Consider the following 17,032-nt stretch of genomic DNA (forward strand, 5'->3'; position numbering starts at 1 on the left):
GGAGGATTGGATATGTCCCTTGTATTGCAAACACCCGCCGCGTCACCTGAAGTAGCCCGCACTCATTTTCTCGACAAGCTGTCTCTTGAGACAGATGTCTCTGATGTATGGAATGACATCCAGAACCGCGTGGAAGGCTTTTACATCCTGGATGCTCGCAGCGAGAAAGCGTATCGGGATGGTCACGTTCCCGGTTCTTTGAATCTCCCTCATTCGCTTATTTCCGCTGAAACGACGGCTGCGCTGGACCCGACCAAGCTCCTGATCGTCTACTGCTGGGGTCCCAACTGCAACGGTGCTGCAAAGGCTTGCGCGAAACTGGCCGCTCTCGGCTTTCAAGTAAAAGAGATGCTCGGCGGGATGGAATATTGGGAAAAGGAGGGGAATCCTCTCGAATAGGAAACGCAAAAAAGGACGGGAGCTGATCCCGTCCTTCTTAGTTATCGCAAGGCTTAGTAGCCGCGTTTTGCGTTCTTTTTGTTGATTGTCGCAAGGTTCTCTTCGCTGTGCTTCAACCATTTTTTCATTTTGTCTTCGAAAGAAGCTCCGCTTTCTCGTTTTGCATTCCCTCCGCGGTCGCCTCCACGATATCCACCACCACGGCGTTCTTCACGTTCCGGACGCTCAGGCGCTGGGAGTGCTGCGCGAACCGAAAGCGAGATTTTACCTGCATCATCAATGGAGAGTACTTTTACCTTTACTTGTGCCCCCACGGTAAAGTGATCATTGATATCCTTAACAAAACCGTTTGCTACTTGGGAAATGTGGACCAGCCCCTGCTCCGTTTCGCTGACTGCTACGAACATCCCAAACGGTTTAATCGCTGTCACTTTTCCTTCGATGATGCTTCCCACTTGTACTGCCATCCAGTTTGCACTCCTTTTATTTTTTCAGAAAAATGGTGAGAACCTCAAACCAGAAGCCTCATTCTCTTAGTATAGCAGAGAAATTCCAATACTGAAAAGCCTATTCTTTCTAGGTGCATACTCCAAGCTAGTTATGTCCCAGTTCGAATGCATCCATTGCCATAACAAGTTCTTCATTTGTTGGAATTACCATGACTTTTACCGGGGAGTATTTCGTGCTGATGAATGTCTCCCCTTTGCTGGTGCGGTTTACCTCGCGATCCAGGTTTACCCCGGCAAATTCCAGACCAGAGCACACCAATTCACGCACGGCAGCACTATTTTCTCCAACACCTGCTGTAAAGATAATGCCGTCGACTCCATTCAGTCGAGCAAGGTACAGTCCCACATGCTTATGCAGGATAGTGGTGAACAATTCCAGCGCAAGCTTGCTGCGGAGATGCCCCTCTTCTGCTTTTTTCATAACGTCGCGCAAATCATTGGATACACCCGATACGCCCATGAGACCGCTCTTGTTATTCAGAATCTTAATAGCGCCAGCCGTGTCGGTCTTTTCAATTTCCTCAATGTAAGGGATGATACCTGGGTCAATGTTTCCGCTGCGCGTACCCATGGACAAACCTGCCAACGGTGTCATCCCCATCGACGTATCATAAGATTCACCATTTCGGATCGCTGTGATACTTACCCCGCTTCCGATGTGGCAGCTGATCAGACGAAGCTGCTCTTTCGGGCGACCCATCATTTCTGCTGCACGGCCCATTACATAGCGGTGAGACGTTCCATGGAAACCGTATTTGCGAATACCGTATTGTTCGTAGTATTCATAAGGCAGTGCGTACAAATATGAGGATGGTGGCATCGTTTGGTGGAATGCTGTATCAAAAACAGCTACGTGAATCAAATCAGGAAACAGACTTTGAGCAACTTCAATCCCGGTTAGGTTAATGGGGTTATGAAGCGGGGCGAAACGGGACAGGTTACGAATTTCTTCTTTTACTTGGTCGTTGACAATAACAGACTGCTTAAATGCTTCTCCTCCGTGGACAACACGATGAGAAACGATATCTATCGAATATTGTTTGAGGGATTCAAACACTCCCCGAATAGTATCTTCATATTGGCCACGCTGGATTTGCTCCAAATAATCATGCGCGATCAATGTTTTGGAAGGCATTTCATAGAGCTTGTACTTCACTGAAGAACTTCCGCAGTTCAGTACAAGAACATTCTTTTTTTCTACCACGATCTAATCCACTCTCCAATCGTTCATCACAGCCTTCTCATCCATAGGATGGATAGGCTTCCTACATTTTATAACGATATGCTCTTCGTGAATACAGGTAATTGAGAGCAATTATCAACAACATCGTGACAGATCCAGATGCATCGAGCAATACATCCTGCACCATTCCGGTTCGATCCGGTGTAAACGTCTGGTGCCATTCATCCAAAGCAGCCGTCATCACACTGCAAAAAGCGCTCCAGGGCAGTGCTTGCCCAAACGAGAGATGATTCGAAAACACGCGATACCAGCTAAAAGCCAAGAGGGCAAAAACAGTAAAATGTGTCCCTTTCCGTATCAAGAACTCTATAAAACCAGCGGCTCCCTTTTCTTCCAGGCTCACATCTTTGCCTCCGTAAGGAATGGATATGTCGCCTATACGGTTCTGCAAGCTCTGTTCGTCCACTAGCTTGTCTATCGTCCCTCGCATGTCTTGTTTGGCGTATGGCTGTGAAGAGGAAATAAACAACCCAAGCAGAATGGCAATCAAAAGCAAGTAATCCCATACTTTCCGATATCGACGCACGTGTTTGCTACCCCCTGCTTTCGATTCTCTTTCCTATCTTACCATGACGCATACCTGGTTAGTCGGTTACAGCTACGTGAACGATTGAAAAAGAAAAACGCCAACCTTTTTTAGCGGTTGGCGTCATGTGTAGAAGAAGAAAGAGGCAAGAAGTCCTCTTGTTTAGGAACATACTCCCGGGAATGGTGGTTCGAGGCTTCGGCTTGCCCTGTTTTTGGTGAGCAGGCTTGTTCCCGTTTTCTATCTTTGAAATCACGGCGACGTACCTGGTTGTTCTCCCACCAAATCCGCAAATGACGGGCGAGGATCGGCAAGGACATCTCAGAATGAGCAGCCTGTTTTTGCACAGCTGCATGTTGCATACCAGGAAGAAGTGCCATAGTGGCAAAAGCCCCCATTAGTATGCCAAACAACAATACGCTGGCGAAGGACGCAAACGAATCATTCCCATTACCCAAGCCCCCAGCAAGTGGAAGGCTGGCTAACGCAATCGCCAAATATATCCCAGCTTGATTGACCATGGTGCGTTTGGCCCCCAGCTTGATACCGTCCCAAACCCGGTCCTGTTCGGCTTGGGCCTTGTACAGCTCATCCATCGTAAGAAGTGCCTGCAACACGATGACGGCAACGGCAGCCACCATACCGTAGAAGCTCATCACGTTCATGGGTCGATCCAGCCACAGCAATCCCAACGCAAAGCCTCCAGACAAGGCTGGCAAGAGAACGAGGGCAAATAATCCATCGCGCGTTCTGCGTTGCAAAAGCAAGCTCATGATAAGTACGAGGGCAATCAGACTGCCACTCGTCAAGAACCTGCTGCTCCAATCAACCGTATTGAGCTTTTTCTCCTCCAATTTCTTCAGCTCATCATCGTTATATACCGTGTAGCCTTCAGGTATCGTCATTTTTTCTTGCATGGAATATGGAATGATGTAAGACCACAGCTCAATTCGGCTTGGGTCTGAGACGGCACTGCTTACCTTGAAAACATACAGTCCGTCTTCCCGTTGATAAATGGGCGGTTCGCTGCCGATCGACCAATCTACCAGCTCAGATAATCGCACCGTACCTTGTGAGGTTCGAATCAAAATATTTTTCACCTGATCCGGATAGTCCATCCACCCGTCAGGGAAACGGACGTGGATAGGTACCTGACGCTCGTTCCAATAGACACTGCCAGCTGTTTTTTCTCCCAAATAACTCTCCAGTTGTCTCTTGATCTCCTCTTGCGTAATCCGGTAGCGTGCCAGCATCTCTTGTTTTGGACGAATATCGATAAAGGTTCCCTCTGAACCTGAACCGATTCGTTCATCTGTTACAAGTTCTCGTCCCTCTTTATCCTTCGCACTCTGTTTTTCCATAAATGCCAATACTTCATTGGCAATGTTCTGCGTCGTTTGCAAGGATGGCCCCATGATCGTCAAGACGAGACGAGTTGCCTTATCTTTATTAATGACCAGCGCAAACGGATCTGTCTGAGGAATATCTCGCAGGTCTTTGTCCAGTACTTTTTCCAAGTCCGAAACCGATTGCGTCCAATCGTATTTGTCCACGAGCTTTAGCTGAAAGCTTAGATTTTCTTCGGAGGCAATCGTGTAGACATCTCGGACTTCGTCAATGGCGAGCAAACGCTCCTCAGCTATTTGTGCTGCCCGCATGGCCTCATCGATGCTGCTTCCCTGCACCATTGGCAACGAAAGCGACTTGTCAGCATAATCAAGCTTGGCGTACGGATCTACCAAAATAAACGACTTGAGCAAAAAGACAAAGACAAGCGAGGCAACCAGTGTGATTCCATAAGGCAAATACCCTTGTTCCACCAGTCGTTCCCAACGATTTTGAAAATAACTTGTCACTTTATTGGAAGCCCGTGGTGTTTCCTCCACTACTCGTTCGGAAGCTTCCAGCCACGTTCCTGTCAGTACCGGCGTGATAAATCCATAGATAAGAATAAGAGCAAACGTCCCTAGCAAAAGAACGGGCCAAGCATCGTACAAGACAACCTTGTCTTCCGCCTTGAGGAAATCAGTAAAAACGACACCTGTCCAACAGGCTGCCACCACCACAACCGTGAGCAAAAACGGCTTCATCAACCCCCATGCCACTTGCAAACAACGAACAAACGAGTACGAGGGCAAACCTGAAAACTGATGAAACAACGCAGAACCTGCTCCTGTGAACAATAGCGAAAACAATACGAGTGGGCCCAGCGTGGAGAGCGTCAATGGGATTCCCCATAACCACATGCCTCCAAGTACACTGCCGACCGCAAGTACGTTTGCCAAAAGCGCGAGTACAGCCCCTGCCCATTGTTTTCGGGTCAGATACAAAAAGAGCGAACAGATGACAGCGGATAGAGCCGCCAGTATTCCAAGCTGTCTCAATGCACTGGTGATTGTCTGCGCGTCGTCATGAAACAAATCGAGGCGGTATTTTCCGCCCGAAGCCTGATTCAACTCGCCAACCGCTTCCTTTACTTGCTTGCTGATTACAGGCAATTGACCGACATCTGCTGCATACACTGTGATGCCTAATGCAGGCGAGCCACGATACATCCCGATTTGTTCGCCTTTGCTCCCGCGTCGATCACGAATGTCAGCCAACATATGTAATGGCACGTATCCTTTATCGGTGGAGATCAAGTGCTTGCCCAGATCTTGCAGCCCTTCCGATTTACTCGTCCATTGAATCATGGTTCGATCCTTATCAGCTCCAACAGAGCCTACCTCTTCCCCAACCACATCTGTCGGCAGTTGCGACAGAACATCAGCAGGTGTGAGCCCGTAGGCGAGCAGCATGGACGGTCGGAAAATGATATCTACCTGCTCCTTCAAGGCTTGCTTGTCCATTTCGATACGAGCGATTCCTGGCAGATTGATCAATTTGTCGTAGACAGTATTTCTGGTAACGTCAGACAAGGTCTGCAAGTCTGTGCCGTACAGGACATAAAAACCAATTTTACTATCTGCCAGATTGCTTTGACTGACGCTCCACTCCTGCACGGGGAGCTGCTTCGTGATCTCTCCCAGCTTCTTTTCCAACCGTTCCTTGTAATCCGAACCGATTTGTTCCGATGTTTTAACAGTAATAACCGCCGACCCTGTCCGAGATTCGGTAGCTATCGTAAGCACACTGCCTAATGAACGCACCGATTCCTCTACTTTTCTCGCGACCGATTCGTCTACTTCCGCAGAAGAGAGTTTGGGGGCCGAGAGACTGATTGTATATTCTGGCACAGACCGATCTGGAAACGTCTTGATATCCAGCCCGAACCAGGATCCTGTCGCAAGTAGACAGCAAATGACCGCCAGAATGCGGGCAAAGGAGGGGACAGTCGCTAAAAATGTCTTGTTATTCATCCGCCACCTTCACCGCCTCACCATCCACTACATACGACAAGCCTGCAGCAACAATCTGGTCACCAGGTGCGAGACCTTCCACTACCTCGTAGAAGGTTCCTTGCAAGGCCCCCACTTTGACAAACGTCTTTTCCACTGAGTGTTCATTGATTTTCATGACGTAATATTCTTCATCAGAGACACCGATGCTGCTAACAGGAACGAGCGCAACATTTGACGCTGGCAGCGGATACTGACAAGTGACAGTCATGCCACCCTTCCACGCTACATTCTTGCCGTCTACGGTCACCTCGACTGGATAAGACCCCAAGCCGGTATCCATAACAGGTGAGACAAATGTCACTTTTCCTTCTGCTTCACTGCCGTCCGAAGCTTTCACCTTTACCACTTTACCTGCCTGCCAATGGGCGACTTGCTCCCTTTCTACCTGTAGCTTGACAAGCCAGGAGCTCGTATCGACCATTCGAATGACCTCTGTCCCAGGCCCAGCTTGCTCCGACGCTGTCTTGGAGATCGCTGCAACCACGCCTGTAAACGGAGCTTTGATCACTGCGTCAGCCGCTTCCTGCTTCGCGCGGCTCAATTGAACATTGGCCTGCTGGACACTTGCATTCGCTTCTTCGATATCCAGTGGATCGGCGCCCTTCAGCAGGTTGTTGTACGCCACTTGTTCTTCTTCCAGACTCAGCTCGGCCTGTCGCAGCGCCGACGTCAACTTGTCTTTTTCATCCTTCGAGATGGCTCCATTCGCATACAGAATCTCCGCTTTGGTGAGCTCGTCACGAGCCTTTTGCATCTGTTCTCTCGCTTTTTCTACCTGCAGCTTCTTGGTCTGCACCTCATGGCTCTCCGGTCCCTTGGCAGCCTTTTCCCGCTTGATCGCAGCACTTGCTACCTGTCCCTGGGCTGCGTGAATTCCTTGCTGCAAGGCCGTACCATCTAATGTCGCCAACGTCTGCCCTGCCCTGACAGTGGCTCCTTTTTCCACGAGAATGCCTGAAATTTTGCCTGAGGCGCCAAATGATAATGCCAGCTCCTGACGCGGTGCCACCACACCTGCTACTTCCATCAGTCGCTCACCCTTGCCATTCTCCACCGTATACGCACTTACCGTTTTCACCTTGATGACCGTTTCTTCTTTCGTCCGCTTCAGACTTGAGACATCCTCATTTAGCTTTTCGCACCCTACGAGCAGCAGGACCACAACCGTGAGACTTATCCATTTATTCGAATTTTTCATTCCTGCAACCCCACATTTCCACCTGAATCTTCCTATGCTGATCAAAAAAACGACGAATATTGACAAAATATATTTTACAGAAAAAAATGGTATAGTTGTACTACTTTTCTGTCATTTTACATTATTTTTTATAATCCAAATGTCTCGTCACTTGTTTGTAACTCGTATCTAGTATGATAGAAGGGCAGGAAAACGGGGCAACTGCATCGCCCTATTGTTAGCGCTTACAAAAATCCTTTATTTCTTCATGGTGGGAGTGATCGTCATGGCCAAAATTTATACGTCTTACACGGACATCGTGGCTGATATTCACGATGGTGCCACTTTATTAGTGGGCGGCTTCGGACTGGTAGGAATTCCGGAGAATCTGATTATCGCCCTGCGGGACAAAGCAGTGAAAAACTTGACCGTTGTCTCAAATAACTGTGGGGTCGATGATTGGGGACTCGGTCTCCTTTTACGAGAAAAGCAAATCAAAAAAATGGTCTCCTCTTATGTGGGAGAAAATAAGGAATTCGAACGTCAATTTTTGTCCGGTGAGCTCGAAGTCGAGTTGACGCCACAAGGGACGCTGGCGGAGCGAATTCGTGCAGGCGGAGCTGGCATTCCGGCATTCTATACCCCGGCTGGAGTCGGCACACCTATCGCTGAAGGACGGGAAACGCGCGATTTCGCAGGGAAAGAGTACCTGCTTGAATATGGCATCACAGGTGATTTCGCACTGATCAAGGCGTGGAAGGCTGACAAGATGGGCAATCTCGTCTTCCGCAAAACAGCCCAAAACTTCAATCCGATGATGGCAGCAGCGGGAAAAATCACTATCGTCGAAGTGGAAGAAATCGTAGAGACAGGTGAACTGGACCCTGAGCATATTCACACACCAAGCGTCTATGTGCAACGTGTGATACAGGCACCTTCGTTCGAGAAACGCATTGAACGGCGCACTGTCCGCTCATAGAGAGCAAAAGAGAGAACTGGATTACATTCAAGGGAGGAAAACACAAATGTCGCTTACACGTGAGCAAATCGCCACTCGTGCCGCCGGGGAAATAGAAGATGGCTTTTACGTAAACTTGGGGATTGGAATGCCCACGCTCGTCGCCAACTACATCCCGGAAGGAAAAACAGTCGTTCTGCAATCGGAAAACGGCTTGCTCGGAATTGGCCCTTACCCGACGGAGGAAAACCTCGATCCTGATCTCATCAACGCCGGAAAAGAAACCGTGACGGCTATTCCAGGTGCGGCCTACTTCTCCAGTGCTGAATCGTTTGCGATGATTCGCGGTGGCCATATTGACCTCGCTATTTTGGGGGCGATGGAGGTTTCTGCTGCGGGTGATCTCGCCAACTGGATGATTCCTGGAAAAATGGTCAAGGGCATGGGCGGTGCCATGGATCTCGTCCACGGCGCGAAAAAAATCGTCGTCATTATGGATCATGTCAACAAGCATGGTGAGACAAAAATCTTGAATGAATGTGCTTTGCCTCTTACCGGAAAGAAGGTTGTCAACCGGATCATTACGGACAGAGCTGTCATAGACGTGACACCAGACGGGCTCGTCCTCGTCGAAGTAGCAGAAGGTTATACAGCGGAAGATATCCAAGCCTGCACGCAGCCTACGCTCCTTATCTCTCCAGAACTAAAAACGATTGGGTTGTAACCTATTTTTCAGGTACAGAACCCCTTTTAGTAAATAGCCGACTTCATCGCAGCCGCGTGAAGTCGCTTTTTCTTTCCTTTTTTTGCTTGGTGTGGGCACACTTGCGCGGTCGCCTCCTTCTGACCTTTTCGTATATAATATGGATGATCCATCAAATTTCCCAATATCTGAGAGGAAGAGATTCCATGTCAGGAACAGTCGGTTGCTTACTCATCCATGGATTTGCCGGAGACATCAACGATATACTCCCACTCGCCAAAAAGCTTCGCGAGGCTGGCTATCAGGTGGAATGCCCTACCTTGGAGGGACATGGGACCACTCGTCGTCACATGGCAAAAAGCACCCGCCACGACTGGCTCCGCTCGGCAGAAGAAGGCTACAAGCGACTGTCCATGCGCGCTGACACCATCGTGGTTATCGGATTTTCCATGGGGGGACTGCTCGCCTTTCACTTGACGACGAAATACCCCGTCGCCCTGCTGATTACCATCAACACCCCTTATAAATATTGGGATGTCAAAGAGGCGATGCATTATTTGCGTGAGGATTTCTCTACCCACTCCAAACGCTACATACATGGCATCGGCAGAATCCCTATTAGCAGTATGCTGCAATTTCGCAGGCTGTTGGCAGAAACGAAGCCGCTTTTGCCTCAAATTACAACCCCTTACGTCCTGCTGCAAGCAAGGCGAGACGATACTGTACACGCCGTAAGCGCCCAAATACTCGCAACCAGTGTAGACGAATCTGCCTCCCCGCAAATCACCTGGTACGAGCATTCGAACCATATGCTGCTACACGGTCCGGACAAGGAGGCAGCCATTGCTCACGTCATGACAACAATTAAGAAGCGCTTTCCATCTTGATCAGCTTCGGTCGGCCCAACCATACCAGGCCGACCAGAAGCAAGATGATCGCTATTCCGGTGTACATTGGACCCAAACCAACCTGTTCATCCAGCCAGAAGGCCAAGAGCGGACCCAGAGCCGCGCCCAGGTCACTTACAACTGAGTATTGTGTCATTACTGCCTGGCTGTTGGCCTGTCTCGCAGCTTCATCTGCCGCAAGAGTATCCATGACGGTCGTGATAATCGTCGCGCTCAGCTGGATGCCGAATAAAATCACAAACCATAGCACAAGCGAAGACGTTGCCTGCAACGAGCCAAACAGAACAGAAGCGACTAGCAACGTCCCGATAAATAGATTCGTCCGGCCATGCCTGTCCGACAATTTGCCTACCAATGGGGCAGCCCACGGCTCCCACCCCCAGCGAATGCCTTGGATCACACTCGCAATCACCGCTGCCCCCAACACGACTTCCCCAATCATGATAAGCGGTTCGCGGACTTCGATCACTCTGCTTAGCGTGGAGGTAAACACTCCCTGGTACACCATCGTGACGAGCAATCCCGTCATCAGCGTCAACAGCACCTGCGCCTGACTCCACAAGCGTTTCCCTGTATCCATCTGCTTCATGTCATTCGGATGCTGATTGGTAAAGGAAGGACGTATATAGCGAAAAACAAGAATGAATGCAAACAAGGAAGGTACCGCAAGTGCAATAGAGGTAACAGAAAGCCCATACCAAGTGGCAAGCAGCGCTCCGACCAGCATGCCGCCCAGACTGCCCAATCGATACAATCCATTGTACAAGCCCATGAGTTGCCCGCGATTATGCCCTTCGGAAACACTTACGATCAAGGAATACGCACCTAGCCTTAAAAATGTCCAAGCGACTCCCCATAAGCATCGCATCAGAAGCCACAGCCAAAAGCCTTCCAAGCTGTACGAAAGTGTCGTCAGAAAAGCCAGCACCACTGCCACAATCAAACCTGTGCGTCCACCCGAGCGTTCATACCATTTCCCAACAAGAGGGCCGATTGGTACACGGATGAAGCGGTTCACCGCAAGCAATACCCCCACTTCCCACAGCGATGTTAATCCTGCCTCCTTCCAGAAAAGAGGAAGCACTACATACAGCATCGAATCTCCTATCATGCATAATGCTGTCACCAGTGCGACTGCCACGACTTGTGTCTTTCCACTGACTTCTCTCATCTCCTGATCCTTCTCTCTGCTTGTTTTTACGTCTTTCTGAGCTATACCTTACGCGCAATCAATCATCATTTCTAATACATCTTTATCTATCACTCATAAATAAAAGTTATGAATCGAGGTACAAGATGAACTTACATGCTCTCCGCATTTTCGTAGAAGTAGCGTCACGAGGCAGTGTCACCGAAGCAGCAATCGCACTCTCGATCAGCCAGCCTGCCGTAAGTGCCCAAATCCGCAGGCTTGAAAGTGAATTGGGCATGACCTTGCTCATCCCGGATGGTCGCGGCATTGCTCTCACCTATGAGGGGCGCTTTCTCTTTGAAAAGTCACGCCGCATTTACGACTGGGAACGCGAAATCGAATCACATCTGACAGAAATCAAACAAGGGAAGAAAGGACGGCTAAGGATATCTTCTACCTATCTCCCCTCCCATTATCTCGTGCCACAGTGGCTGGCTCAGTACAAGCGCGATTATGAAGGGGTTGAGGTAGAAATTCGCACGCGTAATTCCAAGCAATCGATTGAACTGCTTCTTAGCTGTGAGGTCGATGTGGCCGTTATTATCAAGGAATCGTGGGATGAGCTGCCTATCAATCGGCACCATATGATGGACGTACCCTATTGGTTTATTTTGCCCGCCCATCATCCGCTTGCAGGAAAAGAGATCCGTATGGAGCAACTCGTGGAGGAACCATTTTTGTTGCGGGAGCAAGGCAGCTCTACCCGCGATTGGCTTTTTACCCTCTGTCGCGAGCATGGTGTGAAACGTCCGCAGATCGGTATGCAGTATCACGGACTGGTCGAATCTATCCACTCCGTTCGTGCGGGATATGGGACGATGTTGGCTCCTGCTCTGGCCGTTAGGGAAATGGTAGAGCGTGGGGAGGTCGGGCGCGTAACCGTGCCAGGAGTAGAGATCAAGCGACCCTTGTATGTCTGCACGCGTGACGATGAGACAGAGCAGCGGCCTGTTGTTGCTCAGTTTCTGGAGTTGGTAAAGCGTGAAAGACTGACTTGAAAATAAGAGAATCAAAACGAAAAAAGAGGCTTTTCCGCAAAGGAATAGCCTCTTCTTATATGCACCGCTTATGGGAACACAATCGTCTTGTTGCCGTACACCAGCACCCGATCCTCCAGATGCCAACGAACTGCACGTGCCAGCACTGTACGCTCTACCTGACGTCCAAGCTGTTTAAGTGCCTCAACGTCTTCCTGATGCGATACACGTTGAACGTCTTGCTCGATAATCGGTCCTGCGTCCAGTTCTTCCGTGACGTAATGCGCAGTCGCTCCGATCAGCTTCACGCCGCGACGATACGCCTGCTCGTAAGGCTTCGCACCGACAAAGGCAGGGAGGAAGGAATGGTGGATATTGATAATCCGCATCGCATAGTCCTCCAAAAAGCGCGGGGACAAAATCTGCATGTAGCGAGCCAGAACGATCAGATCAACGCCCTCTGCTGCTGCAATCTGCTCTTCTTCTGCCTGCGGCTTGTTATCCTTTGTGACTGGGATGCAACGATATGGAATACCAAAGGACTCGACAGTCTCCTGCATGTCAGGATGATTGCTGACCACAACCGCGATATCTGCGAACAGCTCCCCGGACTTCCAGCGCCACAAGAGCTCCAAAAGACAGTGATCTTCTTTGGAAACAAACAACGCAACCTTTTTGCGCTTGTTCGCTTCGACCAGCGACCATTCCATCCCAAAGCTCTCGGCTACTGGGGTGAATGCTTGCTTGATCTCTTCACAGCGCTCCTCCAGATTGATGAGATCGAATTCAATGCGCATAAAAAAACGGCCTGTTTCCGGATCAGTCGTATACTGGTCAGACTGAACGATGTTGGCTCCTTGTTGGAACAAGAAGTTCGATACAGCCGCGACGATACCCGCGCGGTCCGGGCAAGAAATCAGCATGCGCGCACGATCTTTGTTTTTCTCCCGATACGCGAGCCATTCTCTCTCTGATAACAATTGCATGGTTTACTCTCCTCCAAAAAACAGCAAAAAGTTGTTTGCAATTATACCATTCCCAGAAGGAATTTCTATACCCAAATAGAGAGAAAAATGTTCACTTATCGATAAAAAATTTTAGATAGAGTGATTTCCAATCCCATTTAGCAAAATATCTACGGTCAATGCGATTTGCTCGTCGTCACTGAACTGCGTAAATTCATCGGTATCCAAGACTTGCCGGAACAGGACGAGCCCGATCATCGAGGACAGGATCGCCCGAAAGACAGCCTGTGTCGGGAGCGGACGCAATTCGCCTACCTCTACCTTTGCCTCGATCAGTTTATTTGCCATCTCCTTCACACCCGTGAAAACCGTAGCAATCAGTGCTTCCCTGATTTCGTCATGGAAAAAAGCTTCTTGCAGCAAAATCCGAATATGCTTTTCATTCGCCAGCACCAGGTCGATCCGGTTTCGGTACAGCTCTGTCACGATTTGGGAGAATGCTTTATTATTCTGCTCTTTAAAAATCTCACGGACATCTTTCAAGATAAACGGCGCCGCGAATTTGACCAATACAGGTGCAACGACGGCGAGTAAAATATCCTTTTTCGATTTGTAGTGGCGAAAAATCGTTCCCTCTGCCACACCCGCTTCTTTGGCAATTTCAGAGGTGGAGCTGGCATGGAAGCCTTTTTCAGCGAACAGCTTCACTGATGCACGCAAAATATTGCGCTGCTTCTCTGTCATCTCACTCTCATCTTTCAACTCTTCTACATATTGCAACAGGCCTTCTACAAATGTTGGCGGCTTGTTCATCACCCATTACGCTCCTCTTATTCGATCTTCTTGCGGAATCGCAGGATAGCGACGGTCAGGATCAAGAGACAAAAGCTGCTCATTCCGACGACATCCTTCCAGAGCGCATCGATGCCCACGCCCTTTAAGAAAATTCCCCGCAGGATTTCCAGAAAATAGGTCAACGGGACGAGCCCGCCTAACCATTGTATCACGAGCGGCATCGAATCGCGCGGGAACATAAAGCCGGAGAGAAGCACGCTAGGCAGGATAAAGGCGAATGCCATTTGCATCGCTTGAAGCTGGGTCTTTGCCACCGTGGAAATGAAAATGCCCAAGAGAAGCGTCGTCACCAAAAACAAGACAGACAATGTCACCAAAAGCGAAATGCTGCCTTTGACGGGGACTCCAAACCAATACGTTCCAACCAATAGCACCAGACAAAACGAGAAGAGACCTACACCTACATAGGGGGTAATTTTGCCGAGCATCAGCTCCAATGGGCGTATCGGCGTCACGATTAACTGCTCCATCGTTCCCCGCTCCTTCTCACGTACGAGGGAAAACGCCGTCAGAATCATCGTGACGTTTTGCATAATCAAGCCGATCAAGCCGGGAATATTGAAGACGATGCTCTCCATATTGGGGTTAAACAACACGCGTGTATCCAAACCGAGTGGCTGTTCCAGCTCCCCCAAGCCTTGTTTTTGCAGCTTTATTTCCTGCAACGTGATCGCTTGATGCTGAATGATCAACTGAGCTTGAGAGGTCGCAGTCCGGGCGATATTCGGATCAGAGCCATTAATGAGCATTTGCACGTCTACCGGCTCGTTGCGATCACGCTTGCGGGTGTAGTCTGGCCCGATAATGAGCGCTACATTTACGGAGCCATCGTCTAACATGGCTTCGATCTCCTTGTAGCTACTTACATGTGCTGCCACCTCGAATACACGCGTATTGACGAATTGATCTACCAGCTCTCGACTGGCAGCAGATGGACTTTGATTCCAGACTGCCATCTGGATGTCATTCACGTCTGTATTGACAGCATATCCGAACAAAAACAACAGCATCAGCGGCATGACCAGTGCAATCGCCAAACTGGGACGATCCCGTTTGATTTGGATGATTTCCTTCTTCACGACAGACCAGTAACGCTCCCAGACAAAGTGCCTCATCGGACTCCCTCCTCCACCGCCTGTCTAGCTTCTTCCTGCCTAACCAGCTCGATGAAGACATCCTCCAGATTGCCTACTCCCATACGATCGATCAACTCTTGTGGAGTGCCTTCCGCCAGCAGATTGCCGAAAAAGATAAAGCCGATCCAATCGCATGTCTGCGCCTCATCCATGTAGTGTGTGGTCACCAGCACCGTGATCCCCTTTCCCGCCAGCTCATGAATCACGTCCCAAAAAATTCGGCGGGAAACAGGATCGACCCCTGCTGTCGGTTCATCCAAAATCAACAGCTCCGGCTTGTGCAAAAGAGCGCAGGAGAGCGCAAGGCGTTGCTTCCATCCCCCTGACAGCGATCCGGCAAGCTGCTTTTCCCTGCCTGTCAGGCCTGCCATCTCAATTAGCTCTGCTTTTCGCTCCTTGCGTTCTGCTGCCCCTAGTCGATAAACCCCAGCATAAAAATCGAGATTCTCTTCCACTGTCAAATCTTCATACAGACTGAACTTTTGCGACATATACCCGATCCGTTGCTTGATTTCCTCGCTCTGTGTCATGACATCGAAGCCAAGTACCGTCCCCTTTCCCGTCGTCGGGGTCAGCAAACCGCAAAGCATTCGGATTGTGGTCGATTTCCCTGAGCCATTCGGACCCAAAAAACCGTAAATCGAACCTCGCGGAACTGTGAGTGTCAAGCTGTTCACGGCTACTCGATCTCCAAAACGCTTCGTCAACTGCTCGCATTGGATAGCGGCGTTCATTGACCTCCCTCCCCGTCTGCCAGCAGGACATCGGCAGGCATACCTGGTTTGATTTTGTCGAGTCCATCTGTGATGTGTATCGTAACAGCGAACACAAGCTTGGTGCGTTCATCTGGCGTCTGTACATTCTTCGGCGTGAATTCTGCTTTTTCCGAGATGCGACTGATCGTTCCTGTAAACGTCTCTTCCGAATAGGCATCCACCTTGATGCCAACCTCTTGCCCTTTTTTCACCCGATTCAATTGTGCTTCCGGAATGTACACGACGAGCTCAAGCTGATCTGGCTTCATCATCGTAAACAAAGTGGCACCTGTTTTGGCTACTTCCCCCTGTTCGATAGAGGAGCGCAAGAGAGTCCCGTCGTCTGTAGCTGTAATCTTGGACTTTTCCAGCTGTAATAAGGCTTGATCCAGTTTCGCTTTTGCCTGCTGCTGAGTGGCAAGCAATGCCCGAATCGCGTAATCGGTACTTCCTTCCTTTACCTGATCAAGATCCGCCTGCGCTCCGGCTTGCGCGGCTTGTGCTGTACCGATTTGGGCCGCAGCAGCAGCGATGTCTTCTTGTGCAGAACGGTACTGTGCCTGTGTCTGAGCTACTTGTGCTGCCCATTGATCTGCCTGCGTTTTTGCCTGGTTCACTGCTTCTTTTTGTGTTTCGAGGTCTTTGGCAGAGATCGCTCCTTTTTCGAAAAGCGCTGTTGCTTCCTCGAGTCTTTTTTGTTGATACAAAAGGGTCTGTTTCGCTCCCTGCCATTGCGATTCTGCCTGCGTCATCTGTTCAGCAGCACGTGCTTTTCCTGCTTCCGCCTGATTTTTTCTCGCTTGTGCCAGTTGGATATTCGCATTTGCTTGCTGGACATTGGCTATGCTTCTTTGGATCGTCGTGTCGCGTGATCCAGCCCTCGCCTCTTCTAGTTTGGCTGTCGCTTGATCCAATGCTGCCTGTGCTTCTGCCACAGTCATTTGGTAGCTTCGTTTATCGATTTGGGCCAGCACTTGTCCTTTTTTTACTGCATCTCCCTCTTCTGCCGTAACGTTTGTCACCAATCCGCCTACTTCAGCTACGATCGGCAACTCAATGGCCTCGATTGTGCCGGACAGTGACGAATGATTTTCAGATGTCCAATTGCAGCCCGACAAAGCCAGTAAGAGTCCCCCGATACAAATGGAGCGAACAACTGGTTTCATAACGCTTCCCCCTACCTACGTAACGAAGTGAGTAATCACTTTCTTTTTATGAGTAAAAAAAGCAAGCCTCAGAATCAGGCTCGAGATGAGCTTTTTAGATTAGCGAGTGATTACTCACTTTTAATTGTGAGTATATGCTCCTCTTTTACGAAATGCAATTCC

16 protein-coding genes are annotated in these 17,032 nt (G+C 49.6%); 5 read left to right on the top strand and 11 right to left on the bottom strand.

All coding sequences use genetic code 11. The features are described 5' to 3' along the window. Positions 1-12: 12 nt before the first annotated feature. Entirely contained in the window at positions 13-399 is a 387-nt protein-coding gene (locus HP567_RS27340) for a rhodanese-like domain-containing protein (protein WP_173609936.1), read from the top strand. 53 nt (positions 400-452) lie between these two features. Here the strand turns inward: HP567_RS27340 and HP567_RS27345 are convergent, their stop codons facing one another. The 5 genes from HP567_RS27345 to HP567_RS27365 all read right to left on the bottom strand — a co-directional run bounded on the left by HP567_RS27345 (position 453) and on the right by HP567_RS27365 (position 7,276). Continuing rightward, positions 453-866: a S1 RNA-binding domain-containing protein gene (locus tag HP567_RS27345; RefSeq protein WP_173609935.1), complete on the bottom strand. Its 414-nt coding sequence runs from the start codon at positions 864-866 to the stop codon at positions 453-455. A gap of 127 nt (positions 867-993) precedes the next feature. Beyond that, entirely contained in the window at positions 994-2,112 is a 1,119-nt protein-coding gene (locus HP567_RS27350; RefSeq protein WP_304502566.1) for an acetate/propionate family kinase, read from the bottom strand. Between the two features lie 61 nt (positions 2,113-2,173). Then, entirely contained in the window at positions 2,174-2,677 is a 504-nt protein-coding gene (locus tag HP567_RS27355; RefSeq protein WP_173609934.1) for a VanZ family protein, read from the bottom strand. A gap of 110 nt (positions 2,678-2,787) precedes the next feature. Next, positions 2,788-6,036, bottom strand: a complete 3,249-nt coding sequence (locus HP567_RS27360) for an efflux RND transporter permease subunit (RefSeq protein WP_173609933.1) — start codon at positions 6,034-6,036, stop codon at positions 2,788-2,790. Next, complete coding sequence (locus HP567_RS27365; protein ID WP_173609932.1) at positions 6,029-7,276, bottom strand: efflux RND transporter periplasmic adaptor subunit; 1,248 nt, start codon at positions 7,274-7,276, stop codon at positions 6,029-6,031. Before HP567_RS27365 ends, HP567_RS27360 begins: the two co-directional genes overlap by 8 nt. Before the next feature lie 265 nt (positions 7,277-7,541). On the opposite strand from HP567_RS27365, the gene HP567_RS27370 reads away from it, so the two are divergent. The 3 genes from HP567_RS27370 (at position 7,542) to HP567_RS27380 (ending at position 9,803) form a co-directional block, all read left to right on the top strand. Then, complete coding sequence (locus HP567_RS27370) at positions 7,542-8,234, top strand: CoA transferase subunit A (protein WP_015893185.1); 693 nt, start codon at positions 7,542-7,544, stop codon at positions 8,232-8,234. A 46-nt stretch (positions 8,235-8,280) separates the two neighbouring features. Then, positions 8,281-8,937: a CoA transferase subunit B gene (locus HP567_RS27375; protein ID WP_173609931.1), complete on the top strand. Its 657-nt coding sequence runs from the start codon at positions 8,281-8,283 to the stop codon at positions 8,935-8,937. Positions 8,938-9,038: 101 nt separating this feature from the next. Further along, positions 9,039-9,803: an alpha/beta hydrolase gene (locus tag HP567_RS27380; RefSeq protein WP_173609930.1), complete on the top strand. Its 765-nt coding sequence runs from the start codon at positions 9,039-9,041 to the stop codon at positions 9,801-9,803. Here HP567_RS27380 and HP567_RS27385 read toward each other — a convergent pair. After that, positions 9,781-10,995 carry an MFS transporter gene (locus HP567_RS27385; RefSeq protein WP_173609929.1) on the bottom strand — a complete coding sequence of 405 codons (1,215 nt, stop codon included), beginning with the start codon at positions 10,993-10,995 and terminating at the stop codon, positions 9,781-9,783. The genes HP567_RS27380 and HP567_RS27385 overlap by 23 nt on opposite strands. Before the next feature lie 125 nt (positions 10,996-11,120). Between HP567_RS27385 and HP567_RS27390 the strand changes: the two genes are divergently transcribed. Then, positions 11,121-12,014 carry a LysR family transcriptional regulator gene (locus HP567_RS27390; protein ID WP_173609928.1) on the top strand — a complete coding sequence of 298 codons (894 nt, stop codon included), beginning with the start codon at positions 11,121-11,123 and terminating at the stop codon, positions 12,012-12,014. Between the two features lie 68 nt (positions 12,015-12,082). On the opposite strand, the gene purU is transcribed toward HP567_RS27390, so the two are convergent. From purU to HP567_RS27415, 5 genes are all read right to left on the bottom strand, one after another. Further along, positions 12,083-12,979: a formyltetrahydrofolate deformylase gene (purU, locus tag HP567_RS27395; RefSeq protein ID WP_173609927.1), complete on the bottom strand. Its 897-nt coding sequence runs from the start codon at positions 12,977-12,979 to the stop codon at positions 12,083-12,085. Positions 12,980-13,090: 111 nt separating this feature from the next. Next, entirely contained in the window at positions 13,091-13,771 is a 681-nt protein-coding gene (locus tag HP567_RS27400; protein WP_047073249.1) for a TetR/AcrR family transcriptional regulator, read from the bottom strand. A 17-nt stretch (positions 13,772-13,788) separates the two neighbouring features. After that, entirely contained in the window at positions 13,789-14,928 is a 1,140-nt protein-coding gene (locus tag HP567_RS27405) for an ABC transporter permease (protein WP_173609926.1), read from the bottom strand. After that, a complete protein-coding gene (locus tag HP567_RS27410; protein WP_173609925.1) occupies positions 14,925-15,683 on the bottom strand; it encodes an ABC transporter ATP-binding protein in 759 nt (252 codons plus the stop codon). The genes HP567_RS27405 and HP567_RS27410 overlap by 4 nt, the downstream gene beginning before the upstream one ends. Next, on the bottom strand, positions 15,680-16,870 hold the full coding sequence (locus tag HP567_RS27415) for an HlyD family secretion protein (RefSeq protein WP_173609924.1): 1,191 nt from the start codon (positions 16,868-16,870) through the stop codon (positions 15,680-15,682). The genes HP567_RS27410 and HP567_RS27415 overlap by 4 nt, the downstream gene beginning before the upstream one ends. Between the last annotated feature and the right edge of the window lie 162 nt (positions 16,871-17,032).

The sequence above is a fragment of the Brevibacillus sp. M2.1A genome, assembly GCF_013284355.2.
Classification (GTDB): domain Bacteria; phylum Bacillota; class Bacilli; order Brevibacillales; family Brevibacillaceae; genus Brevibacillus.